This window comes from Enterococcus sp. 3G6_DIV0642 (genome assembly GCF_002140635.1).
Lineage (GTDB): Bacteria > Bacillota > Bacilli > Lactobacillales > Enterococcaceae > Enterococcus_D > Enterococcus_D casseliflavus.
Genome location: NZ_NGLH01000001.1, coordinates 238,312 through 259,301 on the forward strand (window position 1 = coordinate 238,312; position 20,990 = coordinate 259,301).

General features: G+C 43.6%; 23 protein-coding genes. All 23 read left to right on the forward strand.

Translation table 11 applies throughout. The annotated features are described in order from the left end of the window. The first annotated feature begins 5 nt into the window (after nt 1–5). The 23 genes from A5878_RS01135 (at nt 6) to A5878_RS01250 (ending at nt 20,966) form a co-directional block, all read left to right on the forward strand. Nucleotides 6–518: a hypothetical protein gene (locus A5878_RS01135; protein WP_015508786.1), complete on the forward strand. Its 513-nt coding sequence runs from the start codon at nt 6–8 to the stop codon at nt 516–518. A 295-nt stretch (nt 519–813) separates the two neighbouring features. Next, nucleotides 814–1,878, forward strand: a complete 1,065-nt coding sequence (locus A5878_RS01145) for a bifunctional transcriptional activator/DNA repair enzyme AdaA (RefSeq protein ID WP_086295795.1) — start codon at nt 814–816, stop codon at nt 1,876–1,878. Between the two features lie 300 nt (nt 1,879–2,178). Beyond that, on the forward strand, nt 2,179–2,607 hold the full coding sequence (locus tag A5878_RS01150; protein WP_010748593.1) for a MarR family winged helix-turn-helix transcriptional regulator: 429 nt from the start codon (nt 2,179–2,181) through the stop codon (nt 2,605–2,607). Between the two features lie 10 nt (nt 2,608–2,617). Beyond that, nucleotides 2,618–3,580 (forward strand): ring-cleaving dioxygenase, encoded by a 963-nt coding sequence (locus tag A5878_RS01155; protein ID WP_010748594.1) that lies wholly within the window; start codon nt 2,618–2,620, stop codon nt 3,578–3,580. A gap of 13 nt (nt 3,581–3,593) precedes the next feature. Next, a complete protein-coding gene (locus tag A5878_RS01160; protein ID WP_005232639.1) occupies nt 3,594–4,487 on the forward strand; it encodes a VOC family protein in 894 nt (297 codons plus the stop codon). A 17-nt stretch (nt 4,488–4,504) separates the two neighbouring features. Then, the gene (locus A5878_RS01165; protein WP_086294385.1) at nt 4,505–5,113 is read left to right on the forward strand and encodes a flavin reductase family protein; all 609 of its coding nucleotides are present in this window, start codon (nt 4,505–4,507) and stop codon (nt 5,111–5,113) included. 13 nt (nt 5,114–5,126) lie between these two features. Further along, complete coding sequence (locus tag A5878_RS01170; RefSeq protein ID WP_086294386.1) at nt 5,127–5,723, forward strand: alpha/beta hydrolase; 597 nt, start codon at nt 5,127–5,129, stop codon at nt 5,721–5,723. Between the two features lie 208 nt (nt 5,724–5,931). Then, entirely contained in the window at nt 5,932–8,238 is a 2,307-nt protein-coding gene (locus tag A5878_RS01175) for a helix-turn-helix domain-containing protein (RefSeq protein WP_086294387.1), read from the forward strand. A 165-nt stretch (nt 8,239–8,403) separates the two neighbouring features. Further along, nucleotides 8,404–9,318 carry a sugar phosphate isomerase/epimerase gene (locus A5878_RS01180; protein ID WP_086294388.1) on the forward strand — a complete coding sequence of 305 codons (915 nt, stop codon included), beginning with the start codon at nt 8,404–8,406 and terminating at the stop codon, nt 9,316–9,318. A gap of 15 nt (nt 9,319–9,333) precedes the next feature. Then, nucleotides 9,334–9,774 carry a DUF6379 domain-containing protein gene (locus tag A5878_RS01185; RefSeq protein ID WP_086294389.1) on the forward strand — a complete coding sequence of 147 codons (441 nt, stop codon included), beginning with the start codon at nt 9,334–9,336 and terminating at the stop codon, nt 9,772–9,774. Continuing rightward, nucleotides 9,767–10,750, forward strand: coding sequence for a sugar phosphate isomerase/epimerase (locus A5878_RS01190; protein ID WP_086294390.1), 984 nt, complete (start codon nt 9,767–9,769; stop codon nt 10,748–10,750). The genes A5878_RS01185 and A5878_RS01190 overlap by 8 nt, the downstream gene beginning before the upstream one ends. A gap of 24 nt (nt 10,751–10,774) precedes the next feature. Then, complete coding sequence (locus A5878_RS01195; protein ID WP_086294391.1) at nt 10,775–11,122, forward strand: ester cyclase; 348 nt, start codon at nt 10,775–10,777, stop codon at nt 11,120–11,122. Further along, nucleotides 11,119–12,183, forward strand: coding sequence for a Gfo/Idh/MocA family protein (locus A5878_RS01200; RefSeq protein WP_086294392.1), 1,065 nt, complete (start codon nt 11,119–11,121; stop codon nt 12,181–12,183). Before A5878_RS01195 ends, A5878_RS01200 begins: the two co-directional genes overlap by 4 nt. 37 nt (nt 12,184–12,220) lie before the next feature. Further along, the gene (locus A5878_RS01205; RefSeq protein WP_086294393.1) at nt 12,221–13,324 is read left to right on the forward strand and encodes a Gfo/Idh/MocA family protein; all 1,104 of its coding nucleotides are present in this window, start codon (nt 12,221–12,223) and stop codon (nt 13,322–13,324) included. 89 nt (nt 13,325–13,413) lie between these two features. Then, nucleotides 13,414–13,806: a DUF6379 domain-containing protein gene (locus tag A5878_RS01210; protein WP_086294394.1), complete on the forward strand. Its 393-nt coding sequence runs from the start codon at nt 13,414–13,416 to the stop codon at nt 13,804–13,806. Nucleotides 13,807–13,819: 13 nt separating this feature from the next. Next, complete coding sequence (locus A5878_RS01215; protein WP_223597670.1) at nt 13,820–14,797, forward strand: sugar phosphate isomerase/epimerase; 978 nt, start codon at nt 13,820–13,822, stop codon at nt 14,795–14,797. An 8-nt stretch (nt 14,798–14,805) separates the two neighbouring features. Beyond that, the gene (locus tag A5878_RS01220) at nt 14,806–15,672 is read left to right on the forward strand and encodes a Cof-type HAD-IIB family hydrolase (protein WP_086294396.1); all 867 of its coding nucleotides are present in this window, start codon (nt 14,806–14,808) and stop codon (nt 15,670–15,672) included. A 19-nt stretch (nt 15,673–15,691) separates the two neighbouring features. After that, nucleotides 15,692–17,023: a PTS sugar transporter subunit IIC gene (locus tag A5878_RS01225; RefSeq protein WP_086294397.1), complete on the forward strand. Its 1,332-nt coding sequence runs from the start codon at nt 15,692–15,694 to the stop codon at nt 17,021–17,023. Nucleotides 17,024–17,039: 16 nt separating this feature from the next. Further along, nucleotides 17,040–17,351 carry a PTS sugar transporter subunit IIB gene (locus tag A5878_RS01230; protein WP_086294398.1) on the forward strand — a complete coding sequence of 104 codons (312 nt, stop codon included), beginning with the start codon at nt 17,040–17,042 and terminating at the stop codon, nt 17,349–17,351. Nucleotides 17,352–17,451: 100 nt separating this feature from the next. Beyond that, entirely contained in the window at nt 17,452–18,888 is a 1,437-nt protein-coding gene (locus tag A5878_RS01235) for a DHA2 family efflux MFS transporter permease subunit (protein ID WP_086294399.1), read from the forward strand. 7 nt (nt 18,889–18,895) lie between these two features. Then, on the forward strand, nt 18,896–19,825 hold the full coding sequence (locus A5878_RS01240) for an ROK family protein (RefSeq protein WP_086294400.1): 930 nt from the start codon (nt 18,896–18,898) through the stop codon (nt 19,823–19,825). After that, a complete protein-coding gene (locus A5878_RS01245) occupies nt 19,822–20,646 on the forward strand; it encodes a Cof-type HAD-IIB family hydrolase (RefSeq protein ID WP_086294401.1) in 825 nt (274 codons plus the stop codon). Before A5878_RS01240 ends, A5878_RS01245 begins: the two co-directional genes overlap by 4 nt. After that, complete coding sequence (locus tag A5878_RS01250; RefSeq protein ID WP_086294402.1) at nt 20,643–20,966, forward strand: PTS lactose/cellobiose transporter subunit IIA; 324 nt, start codon at nt 20,643–20,645, stop codon at nt 20,964–20,966. Before A5878_RS01245 ends, A5878_RS01250 begins: the two co-directional genes overlap by 4 nt. The last annotated feature ends 24 nt before the right edge of the window (nt 20,967–20,990 follow it).

Consider the following 20,990-nt stretch of genomic DNA (forward strand, 5'->3'; position numbering starts at 1 on the left):
TGCACATGCCGCTGATCACCTTATCTCCACTGCTCTTGCTCATTACAGACAGCTTGGCTTGGCTGCTGTTTCATCTAGGCATCTCCTTTGGCTTGCGCAAAGTCAGTGATGCCTTTTTTGAACGTCATGCCAACTGGTTCCGTTCTTTTGCCTTTGAAAAAGGCGGTAGGATCTGGTCGGAGGTGTTTCGTATTCGTCAGTGGAAAGACAAATTGCCCGACGGCACTGTGATTGCCAAAAAAGGCTTTGACAAATCCCGCTTGGCTCAACAGCAAAAGGACTATCTGGAAAAATTCGTCATCGAGACACGCCGAGCAGAGCTGACCCATTGGCTGCTGATGGTTCCAGCACCGTTCTTTTTCCTCTGGAATCCTGCGTGGGCGGGCTGGGTGATGATCGTCTATGCGTTATTGGCTAACTGCCCATTCATCATGATCCAACGCTACAATCGCCCCCGTTTGGAGCGAGTCTTGCGGAAAAAAAGTGCCCTGCAAGTCAAGCAGAAGGCGACGGTCTAGGTTCCTGTAGGTGCCGCTTTAATATTTGCTGAAAAATAGGTAAACTGGAAATCAAAAGGATCGGAGGGCAACTGCCTTCGATCCTTTTTAAAAAATTGGTGTTAATTTTTATGGGATGTGCCAAGACCATTCTTTGTACACTAAGGTCATTCAGAGGAAAGGGTGATTGTATGTCATCAGAAGGATGTGGGCAAATTTTCGAACTGCCAATGCAGGCTGTTGCAATGGTTGGTCATATGTTTGTACAAGCACGAAGTATTTTTGTAAGTGTAGAAAAGAGGGGGGGATGCGCAAGATGATTGAAGATAGCCGACAACGGGACCACTATTACGACATGCTGATTGAAAAAAATTCGCAATATGAAGGGATTTTTTACGTTGGGGTAAAAACCACCGGCGTCTTTTGCCGTCCCACCTGCCCAGCGAAAAAACCGCTCAAAAAAAATTGCGAGTTTTTTCAGACGGCACAAGAAGCGCTGCTGGCGGCGTATCGTCCCTGCAAACGATGTCGCCCACTCAGCTCGCCTAGCCACTTATCCCCTGACGTGAAAAGCCTGGTGGAAGCCGTGGAGAGTAACCCAGAGAAAAAGTGGACCGACAAAGATTTTGAAGAACTAGCGATCCATCCCAATACCGCACGCCGACAATTCAAAAAATATTTTGGCATGACCTTTATCGAATACTCCCGTGCACGCCGCTTAGGATTAGCGTTTAAGCAGATTCGTGAAGGAGAACCGCTGATCCAAGCGCAATTAGAAGCCGGTTTCGATTCTGGCAACGGCTTTCGAGATGCGTTTTCTCGGATTATGGGGGAATTGCCTTCCAACAGCCGTGAAAAAAAGATTCTTTCTTCTGCTTGGCTTGAGACTAAGCTGGGATCGATGCTGGCAATCAGCGACCAGCAGCAGCTTTACTTGTTAGAATTCGTGGATCGCAGAGGGCTAGAAACGGAGATTGCTGTTTTGAGAAGCCGCTTGAATGCAGTGATCATTCCCCAGCAAACAGCAATCATTCAGCAACTCAAGCAAGAACTGACGGAATATTTTGCAGGGAATCGAACTGCCTTCACGGTACCCATCGCATTGATCGGCTCTGATTTTCAGAAAGCCGTCTGGCAGCAGCTGTTGGCGATGAAGATTGGAGAAACATACTCCTACAAACAATTGGCACAGCGAATCGGCAATGAAAAAGCTACCCGAGCTGTTGCCAATGCAAACGGAAAAAACCAAGTGGCGTTGATCGTTCCATGCCACCGCGTCATCAATAGCGATGGCAGCATCGGCGGCTATGGCGGCGGTGTCGAACGCAAAAAGTGGCTGCTGGCTTTGGAAAAGCAGGTGCAGCCGACCACAATGATCTAAAAAGGACAAGTATGCGTCGGAATCAGCGCTTCATTGATCGGTACATGGAATGGATCGAATCCTTTTCATTAAAATATATATTTAGCGGAACTTATGGAACCTTTCATAAGTTCCGCTTTTTTTTCTTAGATTTGGCGGGTTCATAGAGAAAAGGCGGGACCGTCGTTAGTGTCTAAGTGTTCTTTATCTCTACAAAAATAAGCATTGAATGATTTTCTTAAACAACCAAAGCATATCTTTTTACAACTTACAAAAAGTAAGTTATGATTATCTCGAATTCGAAATAAAGAGGTGAGGAAAATGGCGCATCAAGAAGAAGCGCTCAAAGCGTACATCGGTTTGCTGCGTACGGCGAGTCGTTTGGAACAAGTGGCAAAAAAAGATGTTCGTTGTTATGGCTTAAATATTACAGAGTTTTCCGTACTGGAATTGCTTTACCATAAAGGCACCCATACGACGCAAGCCATCAAGGAAAAAATCTTGATCGCCAGCAGCTCCACAACCTACGTGGTCGATCAATTAGTCAAAAAAGGCTGCGTGCAACGGGAACCTAGCCAAGAAGATCAACGGGTAACATACGTCAGTATTACGGAAGCAGGCAGGGCGTTGATGGAGAAAATTTTTCCCAGTCATGCACAAAAGATTGCGGCGAGTTTTTCCGAACTTAGCAGTGAAGAATTGCAACAATTAAAAACAATTTTACGAAAAATAACTTACGATCAGAAATGAGGAAAAGAAAATGAGAAAACAAGACCAATTATTAGGGGTACACCATGTGACGGCTATGACAAGTGATGTGGAACGGAATTACCATTTCTTTACAGATGTGTTAGGGATGCGTTTAGTGAAAAAAACAGTCAATCAAGATGACATCTATACGTACCATACTTACTTTGCGGATGATTTGGGGACACCGGGAACAACCATGACGTTCTTTGATTTTCCCAATACCGCTCGTGGTAGCAAAGGAACCAATTCGATCACCCGCACCAGTTTTCGAGTACCCAGTGATGCAGCCCTTGATTATTATGCCGCACGCTTTGATGAATTTGAGGTAAAACACGAGGCAATCACCACCGAATTTGGGAAAAAAGTGTTGCACTTTTGGGATTTTGATACGCAAGCCTATCAACTGATCTCTGATGAACACAATACTGGCGTGAAAGCTGGTATCCCTTGGAAAAAAGGACCCGTTCCTACTGAGTTTGCGATTTATGGCTTAGGTCCTGTCGAAATGTCTGTATCTTACTTGGCAGATTTCAAAGGGCTGCTGGAATCCGTTTTTGATTTCAAAACCATTGATCAAGTAGACAATCGCTATTTGCTAGAAGTCGGTGAAGGCGGCAATGGCGCCCAAATCGTTTTAGTGGAAGACACCACGAGCCCACAAGCACAACAAGGGGACGGCGAAGTGCATCATGTGGCTTTTCGCTTAGCCCATCACGATTCGTTAGCAGTCTGGCAAGAAGTCTTTGATAACTTGGGATTGGCCAACTCTGGCTATGTCGATCGTTACTATTTTGAATCGTTGTATGTGCGCATCGGCCATATTCTTTTTGAACTAGCGACAGATGAACCAGGGTTTATGGGGGATGAGCCATATGAAACATTGGGTGAATCCTTATCATTGGCACCATTTTTAGAAAATCGCCGTGAATACATCGAAGGAGTCATCAAACCCTTCAATACAAAACGCGCCTAAGGAGGCACATAGTATGCAACCCATTCAACAGATCCACCATATTTCAGCCATCGTAGGCGATCCGCAAACGAACGTTGCCTTTTACCGTGACGTGTTGGGGTTGCGCCTCGTCAAACAAACCGTCAATTTTGATGATCCCTACACGTATCATCTTTATTACAGCAATCAAGCGTTAGAAAATGGGACCATCATCACTTTCTTCCCTTGGGCAAATGCCCATCCTGGACGAGTAGGAAGCGGACAAGTCGGCACGATCGCCTTTCGTATTCCTAAAGGTAGCAGTGCCTATTGGCAAGAACATTTGGCGAAACATCAAGTAACTGTCCAAGAAAGTACATTGTTTGACCGGCCAACTTTAGAACTTCATGATCAGCATGACCTGTCTTTGGCGTTAGTCGAAGCCGAAGAATCGGCGGAAACACCAGCGATTGTAGGCTTTCATGGGGCCGTCTTGCTTTCGGCACAACCAGAAGCGACCATTCAAACGTTGGCAGATGATCTAGGACTAAACATTTTTAACAAAACAGAGAAAAGCACCCATCTTCATACCGCAGGCACCCTCGCTCATGAGATCGTCGTGCCCCATGAAGCACTGCCAGCAGGGCGCTGGGGTGTCGGCACCGTCCATCACATCGCGTGGTCTGTGCCAACGGAAGCAGTGCAAAAAGAGTGGCAAGAGTACTTGTACGATCAAAGATACGGAGTCACTGAAATCAAGGACCGCAACTATTTCAAAGCCGTCTATTTCCAAGAGCGGGGCAACATCGTCTTTGAGATCGCAACAGAAACCCCAGGCTTTTTCGTTGATGAACCATTAGAAACGTTAGGACAGCAGTTGATGCTGCCAGCCCAATTTGAAAGCCGCCGTGCAGAGATCGAGGATCGCTTGCCAGACTTATCGGTTTAGAAAAAAGGAGACGCTGTATGCACTATTTAGATCCCAAGGATTTGACCCAACGAGAAAATTATAAGCTACTGATTGGCTCCATCATTCCACGGCCAGTGGCAGTGGTCAGTACGCAATCAGCCGATGGTATCGTCAACATCGCCCCATTTAGTTTTTTTAACATCGTCAGCTCAGAACCTGTGATCCTCTCGTTGGCTATCCAGCGCAAAGAGGGGGAACTGAAAGACACCGCCCGCAATCTGTTGGCGACGAAAGAAGCCGTCGTGCATATTTTGGATCAAACAAATGTCCAAGAGGCCAATAAAACCGCGGCATTATTGCCCGCAGACCAAAGCGAGTTGACGGTTTCTGGGTTTACCACAACGATATCGAAAACGATTGCCGTTCCTGGCTTGAACGAAGCTAGTGTACGCTTAGAAACGATTCTGCATCAGCACGTACCCATCAAAAAAGACCAGCAGACCACTGCCGATCTCTTATTGTTGGAAGTCGTCGGCTACCAGATTGCAGAGGATGTCTATCAAGACGGCAAGATCGATCCCCGTGCCTTACAAGCAGTCAGCCGGCTAGCGGGAAATTCTTACGCAACGATTGGGGAGATTTTCGATATCAAACGACCAAGTTAAAGGAGGAACTTCGATGAAAGCAATCTACCAACAAGGAGCAGCTGACGCACCAGTTTTGGTGCTGCTCCACGGCACCGGTGGCGACGAACAGTCGCTGCTGGAAGTAGGCAAAGCCCTTGAGCCCCAAGCGTCACTATTAGGTATTCGCGGCAATGTCATAGGAAACGGCATGCCTCGTTACTTCAAACGCCTAGCTGAAGGGGTATATGATGAAGCCGACTTAGCACTTCGCGGCGACGAATTAGCCGATTTCATTCGGCAAGCCGCCAAAGAATACAACTTTTCGTTAGCGCAAGTGGTACTGGTGGGTTATTCCAATGGCGCCAACATTGCCATTCGCTTATTACTAAATGATAGTGACCACTTTAAAAAAGCGATCCTCTACCACGCCATGTATCCAGTCGAGAATTTACCGACGAATTCCTTGCCTGACACTCATGTGTTTATGAGTTTTGGCAGAAACGACCCAATCGTTTCCCTAGCCGACAGTGCTTACGTCCAAGAAATCTTCACCTCGCGGGGCGCAGTCCTCTCAACCATTTGGACCCCGAGTCATCAGTTAACGTATGAAGAAGTTGAACACTCGCGCACATGGTTGAACGAACAATAAAGCAGTACCCATTTCCTAATCAAACAGCGATCCTGCTGGTTGGTTAGGTTTTTTTGTTTCACGTGAAAACAGTGTATCTGTATTCCGTTTAGTAAGTAATGTAAAAGAAAAAACAATGAAAGCGCTATTTAACTCATATTTCTTGTGATAGTATCTAAAATAAGCAGATTCAAAAAAATAATGATGTTTGTCAAGGGGAGGCACATTGATGAGTAAGATCATACATTATTTGGATAGTCAGAGTGATATTCGTTTGCTTGCGGATGCACAGCTGTATTATCAGGAGATTCGAACCACGGATTTGCTTTTTTTGTTGCAGGGGAAGGCCGAATTAGTGGTCGACGGCAAAAAAAGCGTGATGAAAAAAGATGATATCATTGTGATCAACAAGCAGGAGAGCTATAAACTACTTGCGGAAGAAGGAAGCCTGCTTTTTCACTTTTCGATCTCACAGTTTCTGCTATCTCAGGCATTAGAAGTTGAAAGAGAAGGCTTTTACTGCAATTCGATTGAGCAACCGAATAGAAACTATCAATCGATCCGCCAATCAATCATCAGCATCATTGATCTGCTGCTTTTTGAAAATGACAAAACAAACTTCTTACATATCAGTAAAATTTATCACTTGCTGAATGAACTAAGCAGTTTGTTTTTAGAGAAGACAATCGAGTCGTTTGAGGAAGACCAGCGCATCCAAAAAATAACTCGGGTAATCAAAGAACAGTATTACGACAATTTGTCACTAAGCCAGATGGCAACTTTGGTTCATATGGATGTCGCTTATTTTTCTAAATTTTTCAAAAAAAATCTCGGAATCAATTTCAAAGATTATTTGAGCAATGTTCGGATGCAGCATGCCGTTCGTGATTTGCTGGAGACCGAGAAACCAATCACGCAGATCGCAATCGATAATGGTTTTTTCAGTGTCAACGGCTTCAATAAAAAGTTTAAGGAACGATACAATACATCGCCATCGGTTTATCGGAAAAATTACCGTGTGAAAGAAAAAGCGCCTGCTGTTTTAGTCAGTGAAGAAATCAAGGACACTTTTAGCCGCTATAAAAAGCAACAGCAACGACCAGTGATTTCAAACCAAACCTTTCGTCAGTATGAAATTAGCGGAGAAAATAGAGAGCCCATCAAAACGAGTTGGGCGAACATTTTAAATGTTGGGGAAGCAAAATTTGTTTTGAATAGCAAACTGCGTCAGCAACTATCTGCCATCCAGCAAAACTTGAAGTTTAAATATGGCAGAATCTGGGCACTATTGACACCAGAACTTTTGGGCGAATCCTTGAGTCGTTATGACACGATTGATGAAATCATTGATTCCCTTGTTATTTTAGGATTAACGCCATGGATTACTATTAATAAGATCAGTCGAGGATTCAAAGAAAGCGAGTATCCTAGAGAAAAATGGCGAAATTTGATTCATGATTTTTGCCTGCATCTCCTCAATCGGTACGGCTCTCAAGCGGTGTCGCAATGGAAAATTGAAATTGTTGCCAGTGCGCCGGAGGATGTTGAATCAGCCAAACGCTATCGAACATTTTATCAACTTACATCGTCGATCTGCAAAACATTGCTACCGGAGACTGCGATTGGCGGCGGCACGTTTATTGTGACGAATGACCTCAAAATAGAAGAATTACTCAACGGCTGTCTTGCAGATTGCTGCTTCGATTTTTATTCCTTCGCTTTGTTTCCGTATTCAAATCGCTTAGTACGGGAAAAGCGTAACTATCAGCGTGTGACTGATCCAGATTTCTTGAAGAACCAAGTCCAGCGCTTAAAGAAAAGCGATCTTAAACGACCAATTTATATTTCTGAATGGAGCAGCACAGTTTCACGAAGCAATCGATTGAATGACACCTTATACAAAGGGACCTTCATTGTGAAAAGTCTGATTGATATTTTTGATCAAGTAGATGGACTGGGGTATTGGCTCTCCACAGATTTGGCTCAAAAAAATACCCACTATCATGGCTTATTGACTGGTGGTAACGGCTTAGTCACTAAAAATGGTTTATTAAAGCCGGCAATGCATGCGATGAAGTTTTTCGATCAGCTTCGTGGTACCTATTTTCAAACCAAAGATGACCGACACTTGGTCTGCGCTTCGGAAGAAAATGAGTATTTTATATTGGGGCACTATTATGTTCATCCGAACAATCTTTACTTTCTTAAAGATGAATCGCATTTAAAACTAACAGAGATCGAACAGTTTTTTGAAGCATCTGATCATGAGGAAGAACTCGTATTGACAAACATTCCCAATGGACGTTATGAACTGCGAGTATTTTCCTGCTTAGCAGCGCATGGCGATTTATTCACTCAGTGGGCCAAACTGAATTTCATCCGCGAGCTTCGGGGGTCAGACATCAAGTATTTGGAGGCAAAAAGTACCCATCTGCAAACACTTGATGAGATCGAGGTCACCAATAACCGCATTGTGATTCAGAAGCATTTGGAGACCAATGAGTTTTATGAAATCAACATTAGAAAGCGACAATAATCAACTACCTTATAAAAAGACAAAAACCATCTGATTGTTTTTGTCTTTTTTTATTTATCTAAAGAAAAGAAAACAAAAATAAGGTTTTACTAGCACAAAAATCGGGAAGCTGTCAACAAGAAAGCGTTTTATAATTTGGGTATAGAAAGAAGTTGAGGTGAAAAAATGAAGTTAGGGATTGTAAGTGCTATTTTTGATCAAAGTGATTTTAAAGAAATGATCGATATTGCCGCAGCAAACGGTTTGGAGTGTGTAGAAGTTGCTTGCTGGCCAAAGGAAAAAGCTTCACGCAGGTATGCCGGCGTTGCCCATCTTGATATAGAAAATCTGACGGAAGAGCTGGCAGCTGAAGCACTGGCTTATGCTGCCAGTAAAACGATCACGATTTCAGCACTCGCCTATTATCCGAATCCGCTGGATGAAGATCGGCAAAAGAGAAAGGCTGTGATCGAACATTTGTATCGTTTGATCGATGCGGCTGCTCTAATGAAGATCAATTTAGTCACAACGTTTATCGGCAGGATGCAGACTAAATCAGTAGCAGAAAATTTAGAAGAGATGGTTCTTGTCTGGCGACCTCTTTTAGATTATGCCGAAAAGAAAGGTGTCAAAATTGCCATTGAGAATTGTCCAATGCTCTTTTCAGAAGATGAATGGCCTGGCGGGCAAAACTTGATGACCACACCAAAAATCTGGCGAGAAGTTTTCAAACGCTTGGATAGTCCAATGTTAGGGTTGAATTACGATCCGTCACACTTTGTTTGGCAGCAGATTGATTATATCGCTCCGCTCTATGAGTTTAAAGAAAAGATTTTCCATGTCCATTACAAAGACATAAAACTCTACCCAGAAAAGTTGCAAGATGTAGGTGTAATGGCAGAACCGTTAGCGTTTATGCGTCCGAAATTGCCAGGACTAGGCGATGTGGATTGGGGCCGATATGTTTCAGCACTCACTGATATCGGGTTTGATGGGTATAGCTGTATTGAAATTGAAGACAAAGCTTTTGAAAAAAGTTATGAAGATGTCAAAAAATCAGTGGCACTAAGCACTAAATATCTAAGAAATTTTGTTGGATAAGAAGGAGGGGAAAAGATGTTTGCTATGCGCATGAAATTGGCTCCGCAGATTATAAAAAGAGAGTCCTTCAAGCCTATTTATATTCATGGCAAAAGACAAGGTCTGACGTTTGCCCTTCAACTTGCCTATTATCGAGGCCATTATCTTTCAGATATTGACAGCCTGGAAGTTTTAATCGACGGGAAAAAAATCCCTGATGAAGCAGTGACTTTTGAATTGAATGGCAAAGAAATGCCTTTGTACAAACTAAAATATGCTGTGACAGAATTTTGGCGTCAAGATGATTTGGCACAGCTTCATTTGTTACTGCCAAACGGACTGTCTGGACAGCATGAGATTGGCTTGAAGTTGATGCTTCGTATCCCTTACATGCAGATAGGACCTGGCCATACATTTATGCCTCTGGATTCAGGGGAGACGATAACGATTACGCTGGAAGGTGAGAAGAATGAGTGAAATCAAACTGGGTGCAACCCTCTTTTGCTATGGGACTGAATACGCCCGACATGAATATGATTTTGCTGAGTGTGTCCGACAAGCAGCGCTGGCAGGAGCCTCAGGCTATGAAATCGTCGGCACCCAAATGCTGCCCAACTACCCAAATGTCAGCCAAGAGTTCTTAGGACTGGTCCAATCGTTAAAAGCCGCTTACGGCATCGGACCAGTGGGGTATGGCGCAAATAATGATAAAGGGCTGATGCACGATCGTAATTTGACGGATGATGAAATGCTGGCGGATGCGATCATCGATTTAAAAACGGCCCATCAATTAGGATGCAAGGTTATGCGCGCTCAAGTGATGTTGTCGCCGCAAGCCTTCGAACGGTTGGCGCCGTATGCTGAGCTATACGATATTCGTGTTGGAATTGAGATCCACAATCCAGAGACTCCCTTATCACCGCGGATTCAAGAATACTTGAAAGTAATCAAAAAAACCGGATCGCAGCATTTAGGCTTTATTCCTGATTTTGGTTGTTTTGCGGTAGCGCCGAATAAAGCCCATTGGCTCAAAGCGCTGGAAGCAGGGGTTAGCGAAGAACATCTTGAACAGGCCGCTTCCTTTCGTTATCAAGGTATTCCATTAGAAGAAGCCCGCACTCGTTTGAATGAAAGTGGGGCCCATCCAGCGATTCAATCTGCGCTACAAGGCATGTATGGGTTTGTGCAATTTAAACCAGCCTCGGAATTGCCGACACTTCTAGCGGAATTGAAAGAAATCTTGCCTTATAGTTTTGAACTCCACGGGAAATTCCACTATCTAGGAGAAGATTTGGTCGAACCAAGTATCCCCTACAAAGAAATTTTAACAGTGGTCAAAGAGTCTGACTTCTCTGGCTATTTAATCTGTGAATATGAGGATGAACTGTATTGCGGCGGAACCACCTTCACCAAACGTCAGCTCCAAATGGTGAAAAACCTATTAGCAGATTAAAGAATTAGAACGGGAGGGTCTGTGATGACACTGACTAAGGAACAGATCTATGCGTTTTATGAAGGCTTTTTTAATCAGCAAAAGCTGGCGCTAGCAGAGGAGTACATCGCAAATAATTATCGCCAGCATAATCCTGGAGTTCCCCAAGGAAGAAAAGGATTCATTGAAGCCTTTAAGGCAAAATTTCAGTCGCAAGAATTTTTTCACTTAGTAATCGATACGATTTTGATTGATGGCGAATACGCAGCCGTATTTTTATGCAGTGTCGATGAACAGGGTCGAGTGAAAAGCAATGTCGTTGACTTATATCGAATGTCCGACACGCAATTTATTGAGCACTGGGATTATTTTGATCGGAGGGAAAGAAAATGAGGAAACAATTAAACATCGGCATTATCGGATATGGTTTTATGGGTCAGACCCATGCTGATACCATCGCACAACTGGATTATGCTCAGCTGCTGGCAGTCTGCGACATTGATCCAGACCGATTCAAAGAGCTGCCTCAGCAGATCAAAGCTTTTACCGAAGCTGATGCATTGTTGGCAGAGCCTGCCATTGATACGGTAATTATTGCAGTTCCGAATCAACTGCATTTGGAGATGGTATTGAAAGCAGCACGAGCGAAAAAAGATATTATTTGTGAAAAACCGCTCGCCATGAATGCCAAAGAAGTAAAAGAAATGATCGCTGTTGCGGAAAAAGAAAAGGTTCGCTTCACGGTTCATCAGCAAAGACGCTGGGATCATGATTATCGGGTAGCCAAAGAAATCTTTGACCAAGGATTGTTGGGGACACCGTATACTGTCAAAAGCGCCTTATATGGGTTTAACGGCAACATGCATGACTGGCACATCTATCCTGAAATGGGAGGCGGCATGCTTTATGACTGGGGTGTTCATCTTATTGATCAGATTTTGTGGATGATGCCAGCCAAATTGAAGACGATCTATGCCGACGTAAGGAATGTGATCAATGAACAGGTGGACGATTATTTTAACATCCAGCTTTATTTTGAGAATGGCGTCAATGCCCAGATCGAATTGGGGACTTACTTCTTAAACAGCTCGGAAAACTGGTTTGAGCGTCACTGGTTTTTGGGAGGGAATGAAGGAAGTGCCAAGATCGACGGCTTTTACCCAAGAGGAGAGATTACTCGGACATCGGAACTGCTGAGCAATGTCCCTGGGAAAATAACCATGACTCATGCGGGACCGACCCGCAGTTTTGGACCGGCACCAGAAGGGCGGATCATTACTGAAGCGCTGCCGGAAGTGCGTGTCAATCATCGTATGTTTTTCGATAACTATTATGCCTATACTCAAGGTCAAGCGGAACTGATCGTTAAACCAACAGAGATTTTGCGTCTGATGGAAGTCATTGAGGCAATCCGCATTTCAGCAAATTATCACCAAAGTATCAGCTTTGAATAAAAAGCAATATATCACTTAAGAAGAGGAAGGTTTATTTATGAAAAAACTAAGAATCGGTATCATTGGCTGCGGTGGGATCGCAAATAACAAACATTTCCCAGCCTTAACAAATCAAAAAGACAAATGTGAACTTGTGGCATTTTGTGATATTCAAGTAGAACGGGCAAAAGAAGCCGCAGAATCATTTGGGGCAAAAGGAGCAAAATATTATCAAGACTATCATGAGCTTTTAGCAGATCCATCAATCGATTTGGTCCATGTCTGTACGCCGAATGTTAGCCACAGTCCCATTACGGTTGCAGCTTTTGAAGCCGGTAAGCATGTGTTATGCGAAAAACCGATGGCTCATACACCAGAAGCTGCCCAAGCGATGATGGATGCGTGGAAAAAATCAGGTAAAAAATTTACGATCGGGTACCAAAACCGTTTCCGTAAAGAAGTGACGGCACTACATGAAGCATGTGCCAATGGGGAGTTAGGTGAAATTTACTTTGCCAAAGCTCATGCGCTTCGTCGTAAAGCAGTTCCGACATGGGGTGTTTTTCCAGATAAATCGCAACAAGGCGGCGGGCCACTGATTGATATCGGTACCCACGCATTAGATATTACCTTATGGATGATGAATAACTATGAAGTAGAGTCGGTAACAGGTTCTGTTTTCAGTAAATTAGGTAATCTTCCTGGGGCAGAGGCGGGCAACTTATTTGGTCCCTGGGACACCGAGAAGTTTGAAGTAGAAGATTCAGCATTCGGTTTTATCAAAATGAAAGATGGTGCGACGGTATTCTTAGAATCTTCATGGGCACTAAATATCTTAGAATCCAAAGAAGCGGCAACAACGTTATGCGGAACCAAGGCAGGGGCTGAGATCGATGCTGGTATGAGTTTTCCAGTGAATCAATTGACGTACAATCGGGCCAAAAACGGTCTACTGACGGAAGAAAGTATCAGTGCTGCCGGCAATATTGCCTTCTTTGAGGGAAGTGATTCAGCACCAGAATCATTGGAAGCTAAGCAATGGTTGGAAGCAATCATCCATGATACCGAACCATTGGTAAAACCAGAAGAAGCATTCAAAGTAACGCAAGTATTAGCCGCGATCTATCAAGCAGCAGAGACAGGCAGCGAAGTAAAACTATAACAAAATGAGCGAAGGGCAGGCAGCCGCTGATTGGCTAGGCAGATTGCTGCTTGCCAACCTTCGTATCAATAAAAGAGGAGTTGAAATAATTGTTTGAAAAATATTTGGTTCATCCAAAAGGGTTTCGAAATGTGCGCGAACAGCAAGAAATTACCGGCTTTGAGGTGCAATTACGCATACCGTATTACCGCGGTTTACCTATGAGCTGTGTAGAAGTCATTGATCTAACCATAGACGGAGAAAAGGTTGCTGTGAAGGATATGATCATCACTGTCAAAGGGGAATCATTCACCTTTGATGAATTAGCGACAGCGATCAACCATCGCTGGGAAATGATTGAAACAATCACGGTTTTTGTAAAGAAACCAGGTGGATTGGCTGCCGGAGAGCATACGATTCATGCGTTTGTTAGTTTAAGGATTTCCTATCTGCCTTTCAACAATGTGGGCGATGACAAGAAAACATTACAGTTAGAAGCTTAAAGGAGATGAAATGATGAGTAAAATTAAACGCGGGGTATCGCTTTACAGCTACCAAGAAGAATTTTATACCGGAAAAATGACGTTAGAAGACTGCATTCGTGAAGCAGCTGCGGCTGGTGCCAAAGGAATCGAATTTTTACCGGAACAGATGATTCCAACGTTTCCGAATATTACCGATGAATTTGTTCAGCAGTGGCATGGCTGGATGGAAAAATATCAGGTGGAACCCATTGCTTATGATGCGTTTTTAGATAACAAATTATTTGCTAACCGGATGTTGACTACTTCTGAGAATGTTGCAATGATGAAACGTGATTTGACTATCGCTAGCCGATTGGGCTGTAAGATTTTAAGGACTTTGGTCTCGACTCCTTTAGAAGTCATCAAAGAAAGTCTGGCTTATGCAGAAGAAGTCGGCGTTAAAATCGCATTGGAAGTCCATGCTCCCTTCACATTCGGCACCCCCTGGTTTGAGGAACGGTTGGATTATATCAAAGAAAGCGGCACAAAATGGTTTGGGATTATGCCAGACTTTGGGATTTTTACGAAACGTATCGGTTCGATCTTCCAAGACAGTTATATCCGTAAAGGCGGCACGCCAGAAATTATTCAATGGGTCAGTGACAATTATGAAAAAGGCATCGATCGTGATGCGACTTTTGAACAAGTTTCGAACATGAGTGAAGCAACTGAGACAGACAAAGCGTTCGCTGAATTTTGCCGCCACTTTGTTTATACAGATCCAAAGATTTTAGTGGAAAATATGCCGTATATCGTTCATATTCATGGAAAGTTTTATGATATCACGCCAGAACTTCAAGAAACGAGTATTCCCTACAAAGATGTGATCGAAGTACTAAAAGAAGCTGGCTACAATGGCTATATCTGCAGTGAATATGAAGGAAACCGCCACATCCAAGACTATATGGAAGTAGACAGTATCACGCAAGTCAAACGACACCAAGCAGTATTAGAAAGTGTGATTGGATAGGTATTGCGATGATCAAATTGATTGCTTCAGATATGGACGGAACACTTGTCAGCTCGAATCATAAAATTTCAGAAGCTGACGCCAGAGCTGTAAAAAAAGCCCAAGAAAAAGGGATCGAATTTATTATCACCACCGGTAGAAGTTACGAAGATGCTGTCCCCCAAGTCCAGCAAGCGGGTATCGAGTGCAGTTATCTAGTGATGAATGGTAGTGAACTGAGGAACGAAAATGGAAAGATCATACAAAGCCTCTACCTTAGTGAAATGTTGGTTCGCGATATAGTGGCAGAGCTGGAGAAAGCAAATCTATGTGTCGAACTTTATACCACTGGGGGGACGTTCACTCCCAGTGATGCAGAGCGCAGGAAATGGGCGGTTGCAGCGAAGATCAATCAGTTTCATCCGAAGATTTCTGTAGAAGAGGCCTACAAGTCTGCAGGGGAACACTTTTTGTACCGAGAAGTTACACCAATTGCTTCCTTAGATGAAATTTTTGAAAACGATTACTTTGTTGGGAAGATAATCAGTTTTTCTCATGATACGGAAAAAATTGCCGCGTTGCGTCGGACACTTCCAGCAATTTATCCGGTCAACGTCACAGGATCATTTGCCATCAATCTAGAAATTACTAATCCATTGGCAGATAAGGGGCAGGCAATCAAAACCTATGCAGAAAAAAAGGGCATCCACCTGAAAGAAATTATGACGATCGGTGACAGCTATAATGATCTCGGGATGCTAGATGAACGATTTGGCTATACAGTCGCGATGGGCAACGCGATTGAAGAAGTAAAAGAAGCTGCAAAGTACCAAACGGATACAAACGATGAAAATGGCGTTGGGAAGGCAATTGAACGTTTTGTTCAGATAGACTAATAAAAGAGGAGACTTCACTATGAGCTTTGTTAATAATCTTGAAAAAATACAATTGGCCGCCGAAAAAATTTCTGATAACCGCTATCTAAAAGCCGTCAGTAAAGGGATGGTCATGACGATCCCTGCGAGTATCACGGGGGCGATGCTTACTTTGATCGCCAACATGCCGTTTGACGGCTACCAGGAATTTATTCAATCAAACGGGCTAAAAACACTGCTGTTATTGCCAGGTATTTTCACCAGTAACATTATGGGACTGATCGTTGTTTACTTTATTGCGTTTAATTTAGCGAAATCCTATAAAATCGATGGGATGTTTCCAGGATTTCTAGCCATTGTTTCTTTTTTGATACTGACACCACTCGCAACTGTTGAACAGCAAGTGCACGACACCGTCAGACCAGTCGATTTTATCAGCTTTGATTTTATTGGTTCGAGAGGAATGTTTGTTGGAATCATTGTTGGGTTGACCGTTGCGAAACTTTACAGCTGGTTTATCAAAAATAATATTACGATCCGAATGCCAGATAGTGTTCCCAGCTTCGTAGAAAAATCCTTTAGTTCGATTATTCCCTTCTTTTCTATCACGTTTCTTATGGCGTGTATCTCATGGGGCTTTTCATTTACGAGTTACGGCAGTGCCCATAATTTAGTGTACTCTGTTTTACAAGTACCGATCCAACAGATCGGCGGTTCGATTGGCGGAGTGATGGTTGCCTATGCATTGATTGGTCTGTTCTGGTGGTTTGGCATTCATGGCAAAGCAATCATCTTTGGCGTTTATGCTCCCATTTTGCAGACTATGACGATCGAAAATATGAACGCAGCTGCAGCAGGTACGACACCACCGAACTTGATTGATTTTGGTTTTACTTCTGCCTTTTTAGAAATTGGCGGCGGTGGCTGTGTCTTGGGTCTAGCGATCTGCTTTGTTTTCTTTGCGAAGAGTGAACAGTACAAAAGTGTTGGCCGGATCACGAGTATCCCCACATTCTTTGGTATCAATGAACCGATCACATTCGGAACGCCGGTCTGCTTGAACCCAATGTTCTTGCTGCCAACGGTCATTACGCCGTTAGTGACTGGCTTGATCGGCTATGTATCGATCACGACTGGTTTGATGCCGCGAATGGTAGGCGCACAGTTGCCAACGGGGACGCCGACCTTTGTTAACGCCGTGATTGCGGGTGGCTGGCGGATGCTACTAGCTCAAATCGTTTGTGTGATCGTTGCTACTGCCATCTATTTCCCCTTCTTTAAAATGGCAGACAACGTCGAATACAAGCGAGAACAAGAAGCACAAAAAGAGCAGACGGTACAAATGAACATTGGCGCAGCAGTTGCGGAATAAATAAGGGGGAAAAGAAATGAAAGAAATCAATATTTTATTAGTTTGCAATGCCGGCATGAGTACCAGCTTATTGATCGAGAAAATCGAAAAAGCGGGTACAGCACAATCAATCATGACGCAAGTCGATGCGCGACCAGTCGAGGACATCAAAGACTACTTGTCGGATAAAGATGTGATTTTATTAGGACCGCAAGTTCGCTTTAAAGAAAAACAGATCCGTGCATTGGTTGCAGATAAGATTCCTGTTTCAGTGATCGATATGTCTGCCTACGGCACTATGAATGGCGAAAAAGTGCTGCAGCAAGCACTCTCACTTGTTGAAGCATAGTCAAAGGCGGCTTTCACAGCCGCCTTTTCAATGGATTCATTTCAGAACGTTTTTTTAACGCATGATCTGCGTCATGATCTATTAGAAATGGAGAAGACAAATGAAACAAGAAAAGATTTCAAGAAAAACGATTGGGGCTGTCACAGCAACAGGAATTCTGGCTTTTTGCGGGGTCTTAATCAGTACAGCAATGAATGTGATTTTTCCCGTGTTGAGTAAGGAATTTCAAGTAGATATTGCGGTGATCCAATGGCTGACAACAATTTATTTTTTAGTTTTGGCAATCATCGTTCCTTTATCTGGCTTTTTGAAACAGTCATTTAAAAACAAATCTTTATTTTTAGTTGCAATTGGGCTGTTTATCGCAGGCATTATTTTAAACGCATTCGCAAGCAGCTTTGTCCTACTTTTAATAGGGCGTGTCGTACAAGGGATCGGGACCGGCATCGCTTTACCGCTGATGTTTAATATTATTCTGGAACAAGTTCCTAGCGGAAAGCTTGGGATGATGATGGGTGTGGGAACGATGATCCCCGCCATTGCTCCTGCGATTGGTCCGACTTTTGGCGGCTGGATCGTTACGCGCTTCGGCTGGCGAGCAATTTTCATTTTCCTGTTGCCGGTTTTGATTGGAGCATTGCTTCTCGGTGCGTTGACGATTGAACAGAAAATGAAGCCGCAAAAAGCTAAATTGGATCTAATGGGCACTATACTTGTAGCGGGCTTTTTTATCGGCATGACTTTTGGCTTCAGCTATATGGGCAGTCGCAGTTTTTTTAGTTTGGCAATTGGTGGCGCCTTTTTGTTAGGGGCAGTTTGCTTATGCCTGCTGCTTTTGCACGTCAGAAAGCATCCATCACCGGTCTTAAAATTAAGCTTATTAAAGAACAAAGGCTACAGCCTTCGACTGGTTTGTTTTTTTATCATGCAGCTTGTCTTGATGGGTTTGGTTTTTATCCTGCCACTTTATCTTCAATTAGTGAATCAAAGCACTGCCCAAACTGCCGGCTTGATTATTTTGCCGGGGGCTTCCTTGGGGGCGCTCTTTACACCTCTAGGCGGACGCTTTTTAGATCGATATGGGGAGAAAAGACCTATCGTTGGCGGAAGTCTCTTGATTATCAGCGCACTGTTACTTTTTTGGCTATTGGCTGAAAACTTGGGCAATATCATGATTGGACTGCTCTATTTTCTTTTTACATTAGGTATCGGTTTTTCTTTTGGCAACTTGATGACCAGCGCTTTGGCACAATTGGAAAAAGTCGAACAAGCCGCTGGCAATGCCCTGATCATGACCGTTCAGCAATTTGCCGCAGCCGCAGGTACTGCTATTATTGCGGCAATCATGGCCAAAAGCCAAGCTGATCCTGCTTTAAGCAATTCAGCAGCAGTCGTTGAAGGGTCCAAGCAAAGCTTTGTCGTTTTGTTCCTATTGTTTACTGGTGTCTTGCTGCTTTTAGGACAAATGTACTTAATGAAAAAAGAACAGCATCCTGCCTCATTGACGAAAAACCAAACAGAAGAAACGAGAGGATGAAAAGACAATGGAAACGATTATCGGTATAGATATCGGCGGTACAGCAATCAAAATGGCACTGTTTAGCGAGAATCAGCAACTGCTGGACAAATGGTCGATCCCGACAAATAGTAGGAATAACGGAACGATGATCCCAGAAACGATCATCACGAGTATCAAGAAAAAACTAAACGAGAACGGGCTCTCTTTAAGCGCACTGAAAGGCATTGGGATCGGCGTTCCAGGACCGGTAAACGAAACGGTCGTTAAACGAGCAGTCAACCTCGGCTGGATCGATTTTCCTTTGAAACAGATTATTGAAGCTGCATTGAATGTACCAGTTTTAGTAATGAATGATGCCAATGCAGCTGCGTTGGGCGAGTTGTGGCAAGGCGCAGCTTCTGACTGTCAGTCAATCGTTTTTGCTACGATTGGAACGGGAGTCGGTGGTGCCGTGATCATCGATGGCAAAGTCCTAAACGGAACGAATGCTTCTGCTGGAGAGATTGGCCACATCCCACTTCAAACAAGGGAAGTCCGTGTCTGTGGTTGCGGCAATCAAAATTGCCTAGAGTGTTACGGCTCTGCGACAGGAATGATCAAAACCATGAACCTGATCGCCGGTTTTGAACGGGTCAGTGGGACAAAAGAGATCTTTGACTTGGCAGCTCAAGGAGATCGGCAAGCCAAAGAGACGATTGATACAACGATTGATTATTTAGCGCAAGCCTTTGCCGGCCTGATCAATGCAGTCGATCCAGAGGAATTGGTTATTGGTGGCGGTGTTTCAGAAGCTGGACCAGCTTTTTTGACACCACTTCAGAATGCATTAGAGACTTATTTGTTCCCAGAAATTAGAGGGAAGCTTCCTGTACGAAAAGCCATGCTGGGAAATGATGCTGGAGTTTATGGCGCGGCTTATCAAGTCATATACGCCCGAGGAAGTGAAGAACCATGATCAAATTAGTAGCGATCGATTTGGATGGAACCCTGCTGAATCCGCAAGGGGAGCTATCGACATCGGTTAAGCAGACCATCCAATCTGTTAGGCAAGAAAAAATTAAAATCGTTTTGTGCACTGGACGTCCTTTTTATAGTCTGGCACCTTTGATCAAGCAGCTGCAGCTACATAAAGAAGATGAATACGTCATCAGCTTTAATGGTGCTGTTTTATCGGATGCTCGAGGTGAAACAATTTTTTTCGAACAAGCAGTGTCCTACGAGAATTTTTTGCAGGTACTCTATCTGGGGCAGCAATTGGGACTGAATTACCATGTCCAAAGTAAGGAAGGAATTTTCACAAGTTCACTAGTCATCGATCAATATACCGCCTATGACAGTATATTAAATCGTGTGCCAATCAAAATTGTGAAGCTCGATGAATTACGACACATCCCTATCTATAAAGTGATGCTAGTGGGGGAAAAAGAGCGAATCGATGCAGCAATCCCGCAGATTTTGTCTAACTGGTCGAAACAATTTAATCATATGCGGAGTTTGGACTGTTTTTATGAGTTCTTGCCGCTTCAAGCAAGCAAAGGCCAAACCTTGCAGCGATTAACGGAACAATTAGGGATCCAGTCGAATGAAGTCTTGGCCATTGGCGACAATGAAAACGATTTGTCTATGCTGCAGTTTGCAGGGATCAGCGTGGCAATGGGCAACGCAGCCCAGACCATTAAACAGCAAGCCGATTATGTAACCAAGAGCAATGAAGAAGATGGCGTGAATCATTCACTCCTTCAACTACTTAATGAAAAAAGGAGAATCAAGTCATGAATCAAGAACAATTAGAGTCTGTTATGGGTCTGATCATTCATAGCGGTAACGCAAAAAGTGATGCGATGGGAGCAATTACAGCAGCTAAAGAAGGAAATTTTGAGCAAGCAGACCAGCAAGTCAAACAAGCAGAGGAGGCAATTGTTGAAGCGCATCACGCACAAACTTCCATGCTTACCAATGAAGCACAAGGCAATGCAGCAGAAATCACCCTCCTAACCATTCATAGTCAAGATCATTTGATGACGGCCATCGCCTTTTGTGATTTAACAAAAGAGATCATTGAACTGCATAAGCGGGTCGTATCTGCTATCACATAGTTATTGTGTAAACTCAAATAAAAT